This window comes from Marinifilum sp. N1E240 (genome assembly GCF_009295825.1).
Taxonomy (GTDB): domain Bacteria; phylum Bacteroidota; class Bacteroidia; order Bacteroidales; family Marinifilaceae; genus Marinifilum_A; species Marinifilum_A sediminis.
Genome location: NZ_WHKF01000012.1, coordinates 48096 through 64521 on the forward strand (window position 1 = coordinate 48096; position 16426 = coordinate 64521).

Here is a 16426-nt window from a genome sequence, read left to right on the forward strand (position 1 = left end):
TTGGGGCAAGTTTTCTGGTCATTTATTTTCACACTTTTTTATACTGAGGTAAGGACCTTGATTTCAATATGACAGTAATTTTTTTGTATTCAATGAGCAACTATATTGAATCGATTATTAAAGTTTAAATATTGAAAGAATTAGTTTTTATTTATAAATGGAAATCATGAAACACAGAATTGAAAATGATACAATGGGCGCAGTTAAGGTTCCTCAAAGTAAATATTGGGGTGCTCAAACTCAAAGATCACTGGATAATTTCAAAATTGGCGTTTCAGGATCAATGCCTAAAGAAATTGTGCATTCTTATGCTTATGTGAAAAAAGCAGTTGCTCTTATAAATGGGGAATTAGGATTGTTATCTAAAAAAAAATCTACATTAATTGCCAAAGTATGTGATGAAATTATAGAGGGTAAATTGAATGAACATTTCCCATTAGTTGTTTGGCAAACAGGATCAGGAACTCATACAAACATGAATTGTAATGAGGTTATTGCTAATCGCAGTCATGTTATTCTTGGTGGAAACCTTAATGAAGGAAAACGTTTCATACATCCAATCGATGACGTTAATAAATCACAATCATCGAATGATACCTTCCCAACTGCCATGCATATTGCGGCTTATACAAAAATCATCAGTTATTTAATTCCTAAAATAGAGTTATTGAAAGAGACGTTTGCCCTTAAGTCTGATTCTATGAAGGATATAGTTAAAATTGGTCGTACTCATTGGATGGATGCAACTCCATTAACTTTAGGACAAGAATTTTCGGGATATGTATCGCAATTAGAACATGGATTGCAGGCTTTAAAAAATACATTGCCGCACCTTTCGGAACTGGCAATAGGCGGAACGTCTGTGGGCACAGGAATAAATACTGTGCAAGGATATACAGAAAAAGTTGTAGATGAAATTGCAAAATTTACTTCCCTTCCTTTTGTTCCTGCAAAAAATAAATTTGAAGCCTTGGCTGCCAATGATGCAATTGTAGAATCTCATGGAGCACTTAAGCAATTGGCTGTAAGTATAATGAAGATTGCGAATGATATTAGATTTCTTGCTTCTGGACCAAGATCTGGAATAGGTGAAATTATCCTTCCAACCAATGAACCAGGTTCGTCAATAATGCCTGGAAAAGTAAATCCAACTCAAATAGAGGCTTTAACTATGGTGTGTGCACAAGTTATTGGAAATGATACAACGATCAGTATTGCTGGTTCAAATGGACATTTAGAGCTAAATGCTTTTAAACCAGTAATGATTAAAGCCTTTTTAGAGTCTGCATCATTACTTGCAGATGCATGTCAATCATTTAACGATAATTGTTTAGTTGATCTTGTTCCTAACAGAACAAGAATTAATACTAACTTAAAAAATTCATTAATGTTGGTTACCGCCCTTACTCCACATATTGGCTATGATAATGCTGCCAAAATTGCTAAAAAAGCATATGTTGATAATATTACTTTAAAGGAGGCAGCCATTGAACTTAAATTCCTAACAGATGAACAGTTTGAATTTTGGGTAGATACTTTCAAAATGACAGGTCTGACCAAATAGATGTTGAAATTGGAATTTCGTACAAATAATCGGTATCATTTTTTATTTTCCTCTTCAATAGCCATACTTCCTTAAAAACTGTAAATCCTGGGTATGTTATTTCTCTGTTAATTTTTCTTTTGTAGACTAAATCTAAATAATAAAACAATAGATTTAGTAGTTCAATTAAAATGTAAACTATAGTATGAAAGGAAAAATAATCGTAGGTAGTATATTGGCAATTGCATCATTTGTTTTTGTTGCCTGTTCGAGTGATAGTGATAAAATGGATTTTGACAAGGACTTGTATGTTACTATTCCTGATTCAAGTTTTGAAGCAGAATTAATTGAACAAGGGATCGATTCAGATGGTATAGTGAACCAGGAAATTCTCAAATCAGACGCTGAGAAAGTTAGTGAATTGGATTTAAGTAATTCCAAAGCGGATAAAATAAAAGACTTAACGGGAATCGAAGCTTTTACAAATTTACATTATTTGGTTGCAAATCAACATGAAATTGCGAGTATCGATTTAAGCGCTAATACCTTATTAGATACAATTTACTTTAGTGGTAATTACTTAAACAGTATCGACTTAAGTGAAAATACAAATCTAATTTTAGTGGATGTTCAGGCTAATGGATTGAAATCAATTACAGGAATTTCGGAATTGACACATCTAAAAAAACTGAATGTTTCCTGGAATGATTTGGAACAATTGACTGTTCAAAATGAATCGATTGAGGTTTTGCATGCTAGCCAAAATCTGTTAAGCTCTTTAAATACTGAAGGATCGGTCAATCTGAAGAATATTTTACTGAGAACGAATAAATTGGCAACAGTAAATTTTAGCTCCAATGTATTGTTAGAAACCTTAGTGCTTCCTGACAATAAGCTTGAAAACATTAATTTAGAGCAGAATAGTAAGCTAACGCACTTTCATATTTTTGACAATTTACTTTCGGATTTGGATTTATCTAACAATCTTGACTTGGTAGAAATAAAAGTAGATCGAAACGAGTCTTTAACTTGCATTAAAATTAATGAGGGACAATATATTCCAAGTGTTTCCATATCTGATTATCAAAAGTTAAGTAGTACTTGTGATTGATTTTGTGAAATTCTAGGAAAAGGTGATTAGTAGTAGTAATGATCAGATAAAAATGTATAGAATTCAAGTAAATCATATGAAATTATCTTTTCGCATACTTATTAATTAATTCCATTTTAAAGCATATTTTTTATAATTTCGTTGCTGCAATAGGGTAAAAATAAACGATTAATAAGCATAAAAATGGATATTAAAGCACTTAATGAAGAGTTAAGAGGTAAATCACCAAAGGAGATTATTGAATGGGCAGTTGAGTTCGGTAAAAAACCTGTAGTTACTACAAATTTCAGACCTTACGAAGCGGTTATTCTGCATGCTTGTGCCGAGGTGAAAAAGGATATGGAAGTTATTTGGTGCGATTCAGGGTACAATACATCCAATACCTATCGTCATGCCGAAGAAACAATAAAGCAATTGGACTTAAATGTAAAATTGTATGTTCCTAAGCAAACTGCAGCACATCGCGATGTGGTTATGGGTATTCCTGATATTAATGATCCGAAACATGCTGAGTTTACCGAGCAAGTGAAGCTTGAACCTTTCAGAAGAGCTATGTCTGAGCACAAGCCAGATGTATGGTTTACAAACTTGAGAAAAGGACAAACTGCTTTCCGTGATTCTATTGACATTCTTTCACTTTCTGCTGATGGTATGCTTAAAGTAAGCCCATTTTACGATTGGAGCGACGAGCAAATGGATCAATATCTTGCGGAGAATAATTTGGGAATTGAAACCAAGTATTTCGATCCTACAAAAGTTCTTGGTAATCGCGAGTGCGGATTACATGGTTAATCATATTAACTAGGCTTATTTATGAGTCTATTGAGAAAATAAAATTTAAAAAAACGCTTTTGTCCGTATCTGGATAAAAGCGTTTTTTTATGCAATGCCATAAAACCTCTTACGGAGGTATAAAATCATCGCAGAAGCGAACCTACGCTTGCAGAATCCAATCGAACGATCAAATCATCGATTTTACCAATAAATATGTCAATTCTACCTTAAAAGTTGTCGATTCTGATCTTGCAGCATCAATTTTACCACTTACATTGCCGATTTTACCATTCACAAAATGCATTTTGAGCTTCATTTATCAATGCTACCATTAAATCCAGCTTATTTAAGTTTGACTTTGGCTATTAAACTCAAAAGAACCTTCTTTTTTGAACTCCTCTAATTTCTTCTCAAAAATTGCAGAGAAGTTATTCAATTCATCTTTGTGTTTATCAGCAAAAGAAAATCGAAAAGGAGAGTGGCGTTCACATAATTCTATAAATTCCGGACTAAAATCTTTTGGATTACTTACAACCGAAGAGGCGAATAATAATCCGAAACTTCTTTTTATTAATCCCTGAAAAGACAACTGCTTCGGATAGATTTTTTCAATTGTGGCATGTACTTCTTTACCCAAATGATAGGTTTTGCATAGCATTCTGTCTAAATATTGAGAGTGAAGATTTCTGGAAAAGCATGTAAAAACTCCTTCGTACAAATCGTCTCTGGCATCTTGTAAATCATCTAATATTTGCAGGTAAGCACCATATTCGTATAGAAACTGAAGCTGATCCATATTTAACTCTCCGGCAATTAAATAGCCATCGGCAATAACCGAAGTTGCACCTTTGGTCACGGCAATTTCAAAACATTCCAAATCGCTCAAAACCTGCTTTGAACTGGTTAAGGCAATGCTTTTGGTTTGTGCATTGTGAATGTCTAGTAAGCTCTCATATACTTTTGGGAATTGGGATCTTTCGAAATCACTTTCTATCAAAGCAACTAAGTCGTAAATTTTCTGCTCGCTATCATTCTCTGCATTCACATTTTCACCTGCCAGTCGAAGTGCAAATCGTTTCGAAAATTCTATTTTTTCATGATGAGATATTCGGGAAGAATCAATAAAATTATCGGTATACGGATATAGTAAACTATAAGCTAAAGTAGCCTGTGTGGTTTGCACAGGGTAGCCAAATAAGGATTGTAAGCCGAACACTATCCACTGGTTTCTTAATGCCTGAAACAGTTCCTCACTTTCCAATTCGGGATCAAACTGAAGTGCTTTTTGAATAAAATCTTTAGTTGCATCAACCATGTCATCGGAAAAGATCATTTCAAGCTGGTCGTTTGTATAAGACAATTCATCTTTAAAGAACGATTTGCATTTGCTGAGTAGCAGGAGGTTCTCTTTCGTTTCTGTTTCGCTATATGAACGAACATAGTTTAGAAATCGATCGCACTTCATCTCCCAAATAAATTTTTCAATACTAGAAAATCTTTTTTTATTGTTTGGAAAATCTTCAGAGCAATTCAACCATTTGTTGGTAAATTGATTTAGGAATTTGTTGTATGTTTTTGTGTGGTCTATCATTTTGGGTCTTTTAATTTGTTGATACAAATTGAGAAAAATACTTGAGCTTGAAAATTTAAATCGTTCAATGAAGCTTATCACTTGTCGAAATGGATTTTTGCATTGATGTTGTTTGCAGAACACTTGTTAAATCATTGAAAGTGATGGTCAATTTTTTTACTTTAGCAACTTGTGTACCGATCACTGGTGATTTAGAGATCTTGTGATCAGATTACTTTAATCAAAAATTCAGAAGAATGAAATTTACTATACTTGAACCAATTGGAATGACTGCTTGTAAATATGGTCAATTCAAAAAGGAATTTGAGGAACTTGGACACGAATTGGTGTTTTTTGGAGATCGAAATGAAAATGAAGAAGAGCTAATTAAACGTGCTGAAGGAGCCGATGCAATTGTTGTCAGCAATATTCCTATTAGCAAAAACTTTATCGATGCCTGTCCAAATCTTTCGATGATTTCGGTTGCATTTACTGGAGTTGATCATATCGACATGAAAGCTTGTAATGAGCGTAATATTTTGGTGTCGAATGCTGCAGGTTTCTCTACTGAATCTGTTGCAGAATTGACCATTGGTATGATTTTATCGGTTTACCGCAAGATTGTTGGTGGAGATGCCATGACTCGTTTTGGTGGCGATAGAGGAGGATTTTTAGGAATCGAATTAAATGGAAAGACACTTGGGATTATTGGAGCTGGTGAAATAGGTCTTAGAGTAGCTGAGATTGCCAAAGTATTCAAATGTAAGGTTCTTGCTTATAGTAGAAGTGAAAAGAGCGTAGAAGGTCTTACATTCGTTGATAAGGAAACTCTGTTAAAAGAATCTGATATTGTTTCTTTACATGTTCCATTGAGTGAAGCAACCAAAGGTTTAATTTCAACCGATGAGTTTAAAATGATGAAACCTGAAGCGATTTTAATTAATACTGCTCGCGGACCAGTTGTGGATAGTGAGGCTTTATGTGTTGCTTTGGAAGAGAGTGAAATTGCAGGTGCTGCGGTTGATGTTTACGAAAAAGAACCGCCATTGGATAAAGAGCATATCTTGTTTACTGCACCAAATTTAATCATGCTTCCACATATTGCTTACGCAACCAACGAATCGTTCGATAAGCGAATTAATATCGTAATGGAGAATATTAAATTGTGGTTACAAGGAAAACCAAGAAATATAATGAATTAAAGAAATTCCAAACATCAAATCCCAAGCTCCAATTCAGGAATTTGGGATTTGTATTTTGGAGCTTTATTTTACAATCTTCACTAACTGTGTAATTCCCGTTAGTTTTCCTTTCTTGTTATACGATTCGCTACGAATTGTGCCAATATCTTTCGATATCCACATTACATTGTGCATTCTAACATTTACAAATCCGGTTTTACTCTGCACATCCTCTGAAAGTTTATAGGTGTTAAAAGTACCAGCAGGAGTATCAATACTTTCCTTAGCCTCAACTTTTCGATTGATAATATTAGTCGTCATGTTCATATTCATCATGCCACCTTCAATACTAATAGTGATGGATCCATCTTTTAAGGATTGACCAGGAGACAGTTTTGCAGGATAGATTAAATCATCTGTGGTGATTTTGACTTCCATATCTTTGAAAGCTTCCATCTGTTTCTGATTCATGTATTTATCCATATCAATATAAAATTCATTTCCCTTACATCTAAAAGTAATGGTATCCTGCATGATGACTTCATCTTTCGATTTTGCATCCTTTGTAGTCTGAAGCAAGGAATAAATGGTTTCGCCACCTTTGTTTTTTATGGATAAAAGTTTCTGACTGTAACTTCCCATTAGCTTTCCTTTGGCATTGGTCATTTCGTAATGTAATTCTGTGCCAACAGTATTTGGAATATAAATGGTGCATTCCTGTGCTAATGTGATAATACTACTCGCTAAAACTAGTAGTAGCATATAAAGTAACTTCTTCATGAAAGTTTATATTTTGACTATTTAAGTGGAATAATAGTCTTGTTTAAAGTGAATTGGTATGAATTGCGAATGCAAATAAGAGTTTGAGGATCAAAACTGAATACTAAATTTAAGGATAATGGCAGGAATGATAAAATAAAATTTAGCAATGATTTGATAAATTAAGACTATATGGTCTTATTTTATGCTACTTTTCTTAGATAGGCTCAAAAAGTTTGATAATTTTATAAAAGAATAGGCTGAATGGTATTATCAGCTACAAACTATGAGATAAAATGAAATTGGAAATACAAGAATTTGAATTTGGTGAGCGACCACAAGTTACGCGTCCAAATCGAGAAATATTAACGCTTTTGGGCGAAGAAGGAATACGAAAGCTGGTCGATGATCATTACAACATGCTTCGGGAAAGTAGTTTTTTCCATTTGTTCCCGCAAGGTGATGCCGATTTTGAGGCAGCAAAATTACGATCATCAGATTTCTTTATTCAGATTTTGGGAGGACCGCAATATTTTAATCAGAATAGGGGAGAGCCGATGTTGGTGCGACGTCACCGTCCGTTTCAAATTACACCCGAAGCACGCAGAGTGTGGTTGCAATGTTATCAGCAATTGTTACCGGAATTGAATTTGCCAGAGGAGATGTTACTCTCATACTGGAATTATTTGAATGTATTTTCTACCTGGATGATAAACACCGAAGAATAAAAAAAGAGATCTGCATTGCAGATCTCTTTTGGTATAAGCATAACTATAGCTTAGTTCTTTATGTAACGTCCTTCTTTATCCTTAAAGCTTCCAACAGCAATAATAATAAAATCGATAAGTGTCCAAATTCCTAAACCTCCTAAGGTTAATAACATTAAAACTCCAGTACCAATTTTCCCGGCATAGAAACGGTGAACTCCTAATCCGCCAAGGAAGAAACAAAGTAATAGCATTGCGACAAAATTTCTATCGCTTCTTTGATCTACGATTTCCATAAATTATAATTTATACATATTAAACAAGCATGTAAAGTACATAAAAATTAGAATAATTACAGAACAGAATGCACAAAAAAAGCTACTGATAATTACCAGTAGCTTTCTATTATGCAAATATTTTAGTCTTAGATGATTAGCATTGCATCACCATAAGTTCCAAATCTGTATTTTTCTTTAATAGCTTCTTCGTAAGCAGCCATTACATTATCGTAACCTCCAAATGCACAAACCATCATCATTAAAGTAGATAAAGGAAGGTGAAAGTTGGTAATCATTCTGTTTGGCACGTGGAATTCGTATGGAGGGAAAATAAATTTATTTGTCCATCCTTCGAAAGGTTTCAATGTTCCCATTGTTGAAACAGAGCTTTCTAAAGTTCTCATTACAGTTGTTCCAACTGCACAAACATTCTTTTTCTTCTTCTTAGCAGCATTTACTTTTTCAACAGCTTCATCTTCAATAAAGATTTGCTCTGAATCCATTTTGTGCTTGGTTAAATCTTCAACATCAACGGTTCTAAAGTTACCCAAACCAACATGAAGAGTTACTTCAGCAAAGTCGATACCTTTAATTTCCAAACGCTTCATCAACTCACGGCTAAAGTGCATACCTGCAGTTGGAGCAGCAACAGCACCTTCGTGTTTTGCGAAAATAGTTTGGTAACGATCTGCATCTTCAGGTTCAACTGAACGATCGATGAATTTTGGAAGTGGAGTTTCTCCTAATCCAAAAAGCGTCTTTTTGAAATCTTCGTAAGGACCGTCGTAAAGGAAACGTAAAGTTCTACCTCTCGAAGTTGTGTTATCAATTACCTCAGCAACCAATAAATCATCATCACCAAAGTACAATTTATTACCAATTCTGATCTTACGTGCAGGATCAACCAAAACGTCCCATAATCTTTGCTCACGGTTCAATTCTCTCAACAAGAATACTTCAATTTCCGCTCCGGTTTTTTCTTTGTTACCGTATAAACGAGCAGGAAATACTTTGGTATTGTTGAACACCATTACATCTTCATCGTCGAAATACTCGATCAAATCTTTAAAGATTTTGTGTTCAATTTTACCCGTCTCTTTGTGAAGTACCATTAAGCGAGATTCATCTCTATTATAGGCTGGATGTAAAGCAATAAGTTCTGTAGGCAATTTATACTTAAACTTAGATAACTTCATAAGGCTGAATGACTTTTATGTTATATTTTTTGATAATGGGAAAGTGCAAAGCTTTCCTTTTTACGAAAAAGTTGCAAGATAGTTATAAATTTTCTAAGAATTTTATAAAATCTTCAATTTCAATAGCATCGTCGATTTTGAAATCGCCGATTTGAGTACGTTGCAGAGCCGTTAAGTGAGCACCACTATTTAGTGCTTGCCCAATATCTCTTGCTAAAGCTCTGATATAAGTTCCTTTGCTACAGACTACTCTGATTTTCAGGATGTTCTTTTCGAACTCTAAAACTTCAATTTCATCTATAACCAATGTTTTTTTCTTGATCTCAACTTCCTGACCTTTACGAGCATACTCGTAAGCTCTTTTTCCATTTACTTTTACCGCAGAATAATCTGGCGGACGTTGTTCAATGGTTCCAATAAAACCTTTTAAAGTTTCATCAACAAGTTCACGAGTAATGTGTTCAGTTGGATATTCCTGATCAATTTCTGTCTCTAAATCGAAAGATGGAGTTGTAGCACCTAATTGTAAAGTGGCAATGTACTCTTTTACTTGTGACTGATAGGTATCTATCTGTTTGGTGTATTTACCAACACAAACAATCATCAATCCGGTAGCCAAAGGATCTAATGTTCCTGCATGTCCGACCTTAATTTTTTTCACACGTAGTTTGTGCTTGATTTTGAACTTTATCTTGTTCACCAAATCAAACGAAGTCCACTCGTAAGGTTTATTCAGAAGAATAAAAGCACCTTGTTGAAAATCATTATCAGTCTCGAATCGAATCATCTACAGTCAAAATTTAAAAGGAAAAGCCCTTTTTTAGAATTAGGCTGCAAAAATAGCAATTACTCCGATAATCAGGCAATAAAATGCAAAATAGATTAGTTTTCCTTTTTTAACCAACTTAATCATCCAGCTACAGGCAAGTAATCCTGAGGCGAAAGCAGCAATAAATCCAACGATTAAAGGTGTTACTTCGAGTGAACCACCCGATGTAAATTCGCCACTAAAAAGGCATAATATATTTTCACCAATAATTGGAACCAAAACCATAAGGAATGAGAATTTGGCAACATCGGCTTTTTTATTTCCCAGCAATAATCCGGTTGCAATAGTTGCTCCCGATCTTGAAATACCAGGAAGAATAGCAAATGTTTGAGCCAAACCAATAATTAAAGCATCCTTGAAGGAAATTTCTTTATCTTTTTGTTTGGCGTAATAGGTAAATCCGAGAAGAGTAGCTGTAACCAAAAGCATACAACCAACTATTAGAAGAATTCCATTGTTATCGAAAAGTGCGGCTACTTCATCTTTAAAAAAGACACCAACAATTCCGATCGGAATCATTGAAACTGCAATTTTAGCAATGTATTGAGTTGATTCGTTCCACTGAAAGCTAAAAACATCACGAATCAATGATAAAATATCTTTTCGGAATACAATTATGGTACTTAAAACAGTTGCACCATGTACCACCACCGTAAAGGCAAGATTGTTTTCGGCATTTACGCCTAAAAGCGCTTTACCCAATTCAAGATGTCCACTGCTGCTTACAGGCAGAAATTCAGTGAGTCCCTGGAGCAATCCAAGGATCAAGGCTTCAATCCAATTCATAAAATAAGTAGTAAGATTTTCCGATTATTATTCCGGAGTCAAGAATTTGATACGTTACTTGTCGGCTTTAGGTTTCTTCATGATTGCATAGATTTCGAATGCAAAACCAAAAAGAACAACCAATGGAGCAAGCGTAATACGTCTAAAGCTGAAGATACTTTCATCAAACACATTTGGATCATCCGATCCTCCACCCATCATCAATAAAAATCCTATAATGATGATCACAAATCCGATAAGGAGTAACTTGTAATTCTCTTTACCAAGAGCAAATCCGGCTTTATTATCTTGTTTCATGAAATTCTTTTTTTAACGATTTCGGCTTGTTCGGCTACAAAAGTAAACAATAAAATTAAAATTCTAGTACTGACTTAAAGATTAATACAAGGATCTGGATTCCAATCTTAGGTATTTATTTACGGCAAATAGAGTAGAAATCCAGGTGATGAATAATCCCAGAAGAATAATTAGTAAAAACAGTACACCAATCATTTCTACATTGCTAAAATTAATAACTTGTCGCAATTCTTTTTGTGAGAAGTAAATTACAGCAGATAACATAGCGTTGGCGATTAAAGCTCCTAAAATCCCATGTAGAAAGCTTGTTCCCATGAATGGTTTTCGAATAAAAGAGCGAGTTGCACCAACCAATTGCATTGTATTAATGATAAAACGCTGTGAATAAATCGAAAGTCGAATGGTGTTGTTGATTAATGTAAAAGAGATAATAAAAAGCAATCCACTAAATGCAAGAATGATAAAACTAATGCGTTTTACATTATCGTTTACAAGGTGTACTAATGATTTTTGGTAATATACCTCTTGTACCTGAGCATATTTCGTGAAATCTTTTTCAATAACTGCGATGCTATCAGGATTGGCATATTCCGCGTATAATTTAACGTCGATAGTTGCTTGCAGCGGATTGTAACCTAAAAAGGAAAGGAAATCTTCGCCCAATTCTTTTTGAAGCTCCTTGGCAGCAGTTTCCTTATCAACAAACTCAGTAGCTTTTACATATTCAGTTGCGTCTAAGGTTTTTTGCAGACGTCTTATTTCAACTTCCTTAACGTTATCTTTTAAAATGATAGAGACACCAATGTTCTCTTTTACGTAATTCGACAGTTGATTTGCATTCAGAATTAACAATCCCATTAATCCTAACATGAAAAGAACCAATGAAATACTGATAACCGATGTAATGTATGAGGAACGAAGTCTTCGTTTTGTACCTTTTTCTTTGTATGCCATTTAGTAGCGTGTTTTAACTTGATAAGGATTGGTCACATGCGAAAATACAATTTTTAAACAAAAAAGGAATGATTATCAAGTTTGAATTGGTTTATGATTTGAAATCAGACTTATAAAAATCGGCAATTGTCAAATCAATGCCTCATTTTTGTTAAATTTGTTTTGAATTCACCACTAAACACAAAAAGATACATTGGGAATCATTCGTCAACAAACCATAAAAGGATCGGTAGTATCCTATATTGGAGCCATTCTTGGATTTATCAACACAGGAATACTTTTTCCTCGATTTTTGGAAGCTGATCAAATTGGTTTGATCAACTGGATAGGACCAATGGCGGCTATTGTGGCTCAATTTTCTTCTTTGGGATTCAATAATGTTACGGCACGTTTATTCCCTTATTTTCGAAATGAAAATCGAAATCATAACGGCTACCTGTTTATTTTGTTTTGGGTGGGAATGGCAGGCTTTGTCTTGGCATTAATCAGTTATTTTGCACTGCATCCCTTTGCTGTTGATGCTTATCAAGATGAATCGCCTCTCTATTTGGATTATTTGGTATATTTGATTCCGCTGGTATTTTTCACTATATTTTTCAATTTATTTGACGCTTACAATCGGGTTTTATACGATGCTGTCTCAGGAACTTTTTTTAGAGATATTGTCTTTAAAATTCTCAATCTTACGATCATTTTCTTGTTCGCGCTGAATGTATTGAATTTTTCAGACTTTGTTCTTTTGTATGTAATAGCCTATTGTTTGCCGACTTTATTGCTGTTTCTATTGCTTTGGTATAGAGGGAAAATATCATTTGCTTCCAATTTAAAATTTGTTCGACCAACGCTTCGAAAATCGATGATAAGTGTTTCTTTATATGGGATTTTGAATGGCTTGAGCGATAAGTTAGCAAACCATATTGATAAAGTAATGATTGTTAGCTATGTTGGATTGGGCGCTAATGGTATTTATGCAACCATGGCTAACTTTGGCGTATTGGTTTCTATGCCATCACGAACTTTAAGAAAAATTGCCAGTACTGTAATTGCTGAAGCTTGGAAAAAGAAAGATTTGAAGACAATTGCTCAAATCTACACACAAAGTGGTTTGCATCAATTCATGGCGGGATGCCTTTTATTTATTGGTATTTGGGCGAATATTGATAATGTAATAGAAATAGTAACTGATAGATTTATAGATGGTAAATATGTAATCTTTTTTATTGGAATAGGGCATGTAATTCAAATGGCATCAGGAGTTAGTGGAGTGATTCTTCAATCGTCTCCTTACTACAAAATGCAAGCTGTTTTTATGGCGATTTATGGTGTTTTGGTCATTCTAACCAACCTGATCGTGATACCTATTTGGGGAATAAATGGTGCCGCAATTGCTTCGGTATCTGCAACTCTGGTATTTAATCTGTTGAAATATATGTTTTTGTATAAGAAATACAAATTTCAACCATTTAACTACAAATACCTTTTGGTGATATTGGTTGCCATAGGCTCATACTATACAGGAAACTTGCTACCAAAGCAAGATTGGTTTATTTTGGATATTATCTTCAGGTCTGGCATTGTTGGTGGTTTGTATCTGGTTTTAACTTTTGCATTTAAGATCTCAACAGATTTTAACCAATTCATAAAAAAGACAGTTGGATTAAAATAAACAAAAGGATTAATGAAGTATTTCGTGCTCTTGTTTTTTTAATTTCCATCTTTTGTGGCTCCATAGCCAGTCTTCTGGTTTGTTACGAATTTGCTCCTCAAGTAATTTTGTGTGTTGTTTTGTGATACTGCCATACTCAGCATCGCGTGGATTTTCTTCAATAATTTTTAATTCCACATCGTAATGTCCACGTTTTGTCCGGGTGATATACAGAAACACAACTGCGTAGTCGTAATCTACAGCATATTTTTCGGTGCCGAACATTACCGCAGTGTCCTGATTCAAAAACTTTGTCCAGAATAGGTTTTTCTTTTTCCGGTTTGGAGATTGATCACAACCAAATCCAACTAAATAGCCTTTGTCTTTTTTTTGTTCTAAAAATTCTTTTGTGGCACGCTTTGGAACCAATTGCAATCCTGATTTAGATCGGGTTTCTCTAAATTTTTTATCGAAAAACTTATTAGAAAGCGGTTTGTATATGGCGCTTGTTTTGTGTTTTAATGATCCGGCAAGCCCAGTTGCTACCATTTCCCAATTGCTGTAATGACCAAAGGCTAGTACGATACTTTTTTTCTTTTCATATAGATGATCAAGAGCTCCGGGATTCACTATCCTACATCTCTTTTCGGCTTCCTTAGCACTCATGCTAAAACATTTTATGCTTTCAACTATAAAATCACTGAAAAAGCGATTGAATGCTTTGGCAATTTTATGATGTTCCAGTTCACTTTTTTCCGGAAATGAACTTCTGATATTATTTAGAATTAAATTCTTGCGATATCTAAATATGTAATGATTTAATACAAATAAAAGATCTGCAATTAGATACAATACTCCAAGTGGAAGTAAAGAAAGAGGTTTTAGAAACAGGTAGTAGAGTACTCGTGTCATATGGGGCGATTAGTGGTTCGCCACAAATATACAAGCATACTTCTAAAAACAATATTTACGCTAAAATCTATTTTAATTTTAAATTAGAAAAAGTCGTTGATGGAATTAATCTTTAATGATTTCAATAATTTCAGTGGTGGAGATGGAAGGAGTTCTTTCCAAATAAACCACTTCGCAAAGCGATTTGAATTCATCAAATCTACCTTCCCAGTCGTTTCCCATCACCAAAACATCAGCATCGAATTGTTTAATGTAATCTCCTTTTAGTTCCAAAGATTCTTCGTAAAATACTTCATCAACAACCTTCAGGGATTCTATGATTCTCATTCTATCCTTTTCGGAATAGATAGGATTTTTCTGCTTTTTGGAGAAGTTTAAAGCATCAGTTGAAATACCAACAATTAAGTAATCACCTTCAGCTCTGGCACGTTCCAGAATTCGTAAATGTCCGATGTGAAATAAATCAAATGTGCCAAAAGTAATTACTCGTTTCATGTGTTTAAGTTTATTTTTCAATGGTCACATGGAACTCACAAATAAATTTAATCATCCTCAATCTGTCAATTTGGATAATTAAATTTGCATGCTCGTTTCATATTGTTTTTTTATTGGTTCTTGCGAAGATAATGTTCTTGAATGAAATTAAAAATTCTCTGAGAACTGTTCGCATCAATATTGTCGTACGACTTCTCGATTATTTCACCTCTTTTTACCTTAAATTGATCTTTACCATTGAAAGTAGATAAGAGATCTTCCTCTAATTTGTTTTGATCGGTAGAAATTGGTCCAACTATAAAATCGTTAAAGAAAGTATGTAACTCACGATCCTTAGTCTCATACTTTTCTCTATCGTACAAGAGGAAGAAAATTGGGCGATTCAGTAAAATGTAATCCATGTAGATGGATGAATAATCGCTAATCATTGCGTCTACTTCAGGAAGAAAAGGATAAACATCCTTCACATTATCATACCATAAAATTCTTTCGAATTCACCTGATATGGATTTGTACTGAGGCAATGGATGCAATTTGAAAACAAAAACAAGATCATGCTCTATGGCAAACTGATTCAATCTTTCCAAGTCAAGAATTCCATCAGAAATTCCATCGCCGCCAGTATCGCGAAAAGTGGGAGCGTAAAGGATGGATTTTGTACCATTCTTACGCATTTTGGCAACTTTATTAATTGTCTCTACATCTGAATTGATCAGTGCATTCTTGTATTTTTTAGGATCAACAATTACATCGTTTCTTGGATATCCGGTATCAATAAAATGATCGGTAAGAAAAGCAGGTTTAAAGAACTCTTTGGTGAAAAAGGCTCCCGTTGAAATCAGTGCCTGATATTTTGGCAATTTTCCTACGAAATTCAGAATGAATCGACGGTACAATGAACTGGTTTCCTGAATGAAAAACTTATTGCTTCTCTGTATCTTTTTAAATCCGATTCCGTGCCAAATCTGTATGATTTTAGCTCTCCAGAACAACTGAAAACGACAATTATCCATCCACGAAAAATTATCAACAACAAACACTCTACTTCTAAGCATGATCCAATATGCTTTAGCAGAAGGGTAATAAAGAATGTTGCTGTATTCAACCTTTAAAGCTTCATAAGTTTCTTTGTTTGCAGTAAGTAGGTAGAATTCCTGATCCTTGTTTTCTTCTGCCAGATAAAGAAAAAAGAACTTCACATTGTCAATAAAGAATCCATCTTTTGCGCCCATAAGCACCATCAAATTCTTTTTTTTAGGAATCAGATAAGTTAGTGGAACAATAAAGATCCAACCCAAAAGAGTTGTAAGAAAAATAATTGGCTTAGAATACTTATTTAAATTCATTGTATAGTGTTAGGAGCAAATTTTAATTGAGTCTCATTTCTAA

The 16426-nt window shown here is 34.2% G+C and carries 18 protein-coding genes; 6 read left to right on the plus strand and 12 right to left on the minus strand.

Annotated features, from left to right (window positions below; all coding sequences use genetic code 11):
* Positions 1–166 precede the first annotated feature (166 nt).
* The 3 genes from fumC to GCQ56_RS18580 all read left to right on the plus strand — a co-directional run bounded on the left by fumC (position 167) and on the right by GCQ56_RS18580 (position 3446).
* Positions 167–1564, plus strand: coding sequence for a class II fumarate hydratase (gene fumC, locus GCQ56_RS18570; protein ID WP_152736036.1), 1398 nt, complete (start codon positions 167–169; stop codon positions 1562–1564).
* A gap of 184 nt (positions 1565–1748) precedes the next feature.
* Positions 1749–2654: a hypothetical protein gene (locus tag GCQ56_RS18575; RefSeq protein ID WP_152736037.1), complete on the plus strand. Its 906-nt coding sequence runs from the start codon at positions 1749–1751 to the stop codon at positions 2652–2654.
* Positions 2655–2837: 183 nt separating this feature from the next.
* Complete coding sequence (locus GCQ56_RS18580; RefSeq protein ID WP_152736038.1) at positions 2838–3446, plus strand: phosphoadenosine phosphosulfate reductase family protein; 609 nt, start codon at positions 2838–2840, stop codon at positions 3444–3446.
* Between the two features lie 169 nt (positions 3447–3615).
* Here GCQ56_RS18580 and GCQ56_RS20665 read toward each other — a convergent pair whose 3' ends face one another.
* Both GCQ56_RS20665 and GCQ56_RS18585 read right to left on the minus strand, forming a co-directional pair.
* Entirely contained in the window at positions 3616–3744 is a 129-nt protein-coding gene (locus GCQ56_RS20665; protein WP_255473250.1) for a hypothetical protein, read from the minus strand.
* 30 nt (positions 3745–3774) lie between these two features.
* Positions 3775–5019, minus strand: a complete 1245-nt coding sequence (locus GCQ56_RS18585) for a hypothetical protein (RefSeq protein WP_152736039.1) — start codon at positions 5017–5019, stop codon at positions 3775–3777.
* Between the two features lie 236 nt (positions 5020–5255).
* Here GCQ56_RS18585 and GCQ56_RS18590 point away from each other — a divergent pair, with 236 nt between their 5' ends.
* Entirely contained in the window at positions 5256–6200 is a 945-nt protein-coding gene (locus GCQ56_RS18590; protein WP_152736040.1) for an NAD(P)-dependent oxidoreductase, read from the plus strand.
* 63 nt (positions 6201–6263) lie between these two features.
* Here the strand turns inward: GCQ56_RS18590 and GCQ56_RS18595 are convergent, their stop codons facing one another.
* A complete protein-coding gene (locus tag GCQ56_RS18595; RefSeq protein WP_152736041.1) occupies positions 6264–6959 on the minus strand; it encodes a hypothetical protein in 696 nt (231 codons plus the stop codon).
* A 275-nt stretch (positions 6960–7234) separates the two neighbouring features.
* Between GCQ56_RS18595 and GCQ56_RS18600 the strand changes: the two genes are divergently transcribed.
* Positions 7235–7666 carry a globin gene (locus tag GCQ56_RS18600; RefSeq protein WP_152736042.1) on the plus strand — a complete coding sequence of 144 codons (432 nt, stop codon included), beginning with the start codon at positions 7235–7237 and terminating at the stop codon, positions 7664–7666.
* Positions 7667–7716: 50 nt separating this feature from the next.
* Here the strand turns inward: GCQ56_RS18600 and GCQ56_RS18605 are convergent, their stop codons facing one another.
* The 6 genes from GCQ56_RS18605 to GCQ56_RS18630 form a co-directional block, all read right to left on the minus strand.
* On the minus strand, positions 7717–7941 hold the full coding sequence (locus tag GCQ56_RS18605; protein WP_152736043.1) for an NINE protein: 225 nt from the start codon (positions 7939–7941) through the stop codon (positions 7717–7719).
* Between the two features lie 128 nt (positions 7942–8069).
* Positions 8070–9119 carry a tRNA preQ1(34) S-adenosylmethionine ribosyltransferase-isomerase QueA gene (gene queA, locus GCQ56_RS18610; RefSeq protein WP_152736044.1) on the minus strand — a complete coding sequence of 350 codons (1050 nt, stop codon included), beginning with the start codon at positions 9117–9119 and terminating at the stop codon, positions 8070–8072.
* Positions 9120–9201: 82 nt separating this feature from the next.
* Complete coding sequence (gene truB / locus GCQ56_RS18615) at positions 9202–9906, minus strand: tRNA pseudouridine(55) synthase TruB (protein WP_152736045.1); 705 nt, start codon at positions 9904–9906, stop codon at positions 9202–9204.
* 39 nt (positions 9907–9945) lie between these two features.
* Complete coding sequence (locus tag GCQ56_RS18620; protein WP_152736046.1) at positions 9946–10734, minus strand: undecaprenyl-diphosphate phosphatase; 789 nt, start codon at positions 10732–10734, stop codon at positions 9946–9948.
* A 54-nt stretch (positions 10735–10788) separates the two neighbouring features.
* Positions 10789–11031, minus strand: a complete 243-nt coding sequence (locus GCQ56_RS18625) for a DUF3098 domain-containing protein (protein ID WP_152736047.1) — start codon at positions 11029–11031, stop codon at positions 10789–10791.
* Positions 11032–11112: 81 nt separating this feature from the next.
* Positions 11113–11985 carry an ABC transporter permease gene (locus GCQ56_RS18630; RefSeq protein WP_152736048.1) on the minus strand — a complete coding sequence of 291 codons (873 nt, stop codon included), beginning with the start codon at positions 11983–11985 and terminating at the stop codon, positions 11113–11115.
* Positions 11986–12178: 193 nt separating this feature from the next.
* On the opposite strand from GCQ56_RS18630, the gene GCQ56_RS18635 reads away from it, so the two are divergent.
* Positions 12179–13651 carry a lipopolysaccharide biosynthesis protein gene (locus GCQ56_RS18635; RefSeq protein ID WP_152736049.1) on the plus strand — a complete coding sequence of 491 codons (1473 nt, stop codon included), beginning with the start codon at positions 12179–12181 and terminating at the stop codon, positions 13649–13651.
* Positions 13652–13660: 9 nt separating this feature from the next.
* Here the strand turns inward: GCQ56_RS18635 and GCQ56_RS18640 are convergent, their stop codons facing one another.
* From GCQ56_RS18640 to GCQ56_RS18650, 3 genes are all read right to left on the minus strand, one after another.
* Positions 13661–14542: a lysophospholipid acyltransferase family protein gene (locus GCQ56_RS18640; protein ID WP_152736050.1), complete on the minus strand. Its 882-nt coding sequence runs from the start codon at positions 14540–14542 to the stop codon at positions 13661–13663.
* A 105-nt stretch (positions 14543–14647) separates the two neighbouring features.
* Positions 14648–15037: an adenylyltransferase/cytidyltransferase family protein gene (locus tag GCQ56_RS18645; protein WP_152736051.1), complete on the minus strand. Its 390-nt coding sequence runs from the start codon at positions 15035–15037 to the stop codon at positions 14648–14650.
* Between the two features lie 110 nt (positions 15038–15147).
* Entirely contained in the window at positions 15148–16383 is a 1236-nt protein-coding gene (locus GCQ56_RS18650; RefSeq protein WP_152736052.1) for a CDP-glycerol glycerophosphotransferase family protein, read from the minus strand.
* Positions 16384–16426 lie beyond the last annotated feature (43 nt).

Coding starts and splice junctions, on each gene's coding strand:
- fumC (WP_152736036.1), top strand. CDS start 167: ATGAAACACAGAATTGAAAATGATACAATGGGCGCAGTTAAGGTTCCT.
- GCQ56_RS18575 (WP_152736037.1), top strand. CDS start 1,749: ATGAAAGGAAAAATAATCGTAGGTAGTATATTGGCAATTGCATCATTT.
- GCQ56_RS18580 (WP_152736038.1), top strand. CDS start 2,838: ATGGATATTAAAGCACTTAATGAAGAGTTAAGAGGTAAATCACCAAAG.
- GCQ56_RS20665 (WP_255473250.1), bottom strand. CDS start 3,744: ATGAAGCTCAAAATGCATTTTGTGAATGGTAAAATCGGCAATGTAAGT.
- GCQ56_RS18585 (WP_152736039.1), bottom strand. CDS start 5,019: ATGATAGACCACACAAAAACATACAACAAATTCCTAAATCAATTTACC.
- GCQ56_RS18590 (WP_152736040.1), top strand. CDS start 5,256: ATGAAATTTACTATACTTGAACCAATTGGAATGACTGCTTGTAAATAT.
- GCQ56_RS18595 (WP_152736041.1), bottom strand. CDS start 6,959: ATGAAGAAGTTACTTTATATGCTACTACTAGTTTTAGCGAGTAGTATT.
- GCQ56_RS18600 (WP_152736042.1), top strand. CDS start 7,235: ATGAAATTGGAAATACAAGAATTTGAATTTGGTGAGCGACCACAAGTT.
- GCQ56_RS18605 (WP_152736043.1), bottom strand. CDS start 7,941: ATGGAAATCGTAGATCAAAGAAGCGATAGAAATTTTGTCGCAATGCTA.
- queA (WP_152736044.1), bottom strand. CDS start 9,119: ATGAAGTTATCTAAGTTTAAGTATAAATTGCCTACAGAACTTATTGCT.
- truB (WP_152736045.1), bottom strand. CDS start 9,906: ATGATTCGATTCGAGACTGATAATGATTTTCAACAAGGTGCTTTTATT.
- GCQ56_RS18620 (WP_152736046.1), bottom strand. CDS start 10,734: ATGAATTGGATTGAAGCCTTGATCCTTGGATTGCTCCAGGGACTCACT.
- GCQ56_RS18625 (WP_152736047.1), bottom strand. CDS start 11,031: ATGAAACAAGATAATAAAGCCGGATTTGCTCTTGGTAAAGAGAATTAC.
- GCQ56_RS18630 (WP_152736048.1), bottom strand. CDS start 11,985: ATGGCATACAAAGAAAAAGGTACAAAACGAAGACTTCGTTCCTCATAC.
- GCQ56_RS18640 (WP_152736050.1), bottom strand. CDS start 14,542: ATGACACGAGTACTCTACTACCTGTTTCTAAAACCTCTTTCTTTACTT.
- GCQ56_RS18645 (WP_152736051.1), bottom strand. CDS start 15,037: ATGAAACGAGTAATTACTTTTGGCACATTTGATTTATTTCACATCGGA.
- GCQ56_RS18650 (WP_152736052.1), bottom strand. CDS start 16,383: ATGAATTTAAATAAGTATTCTAAGCCAATTATTTTTCTTACAACTCTT.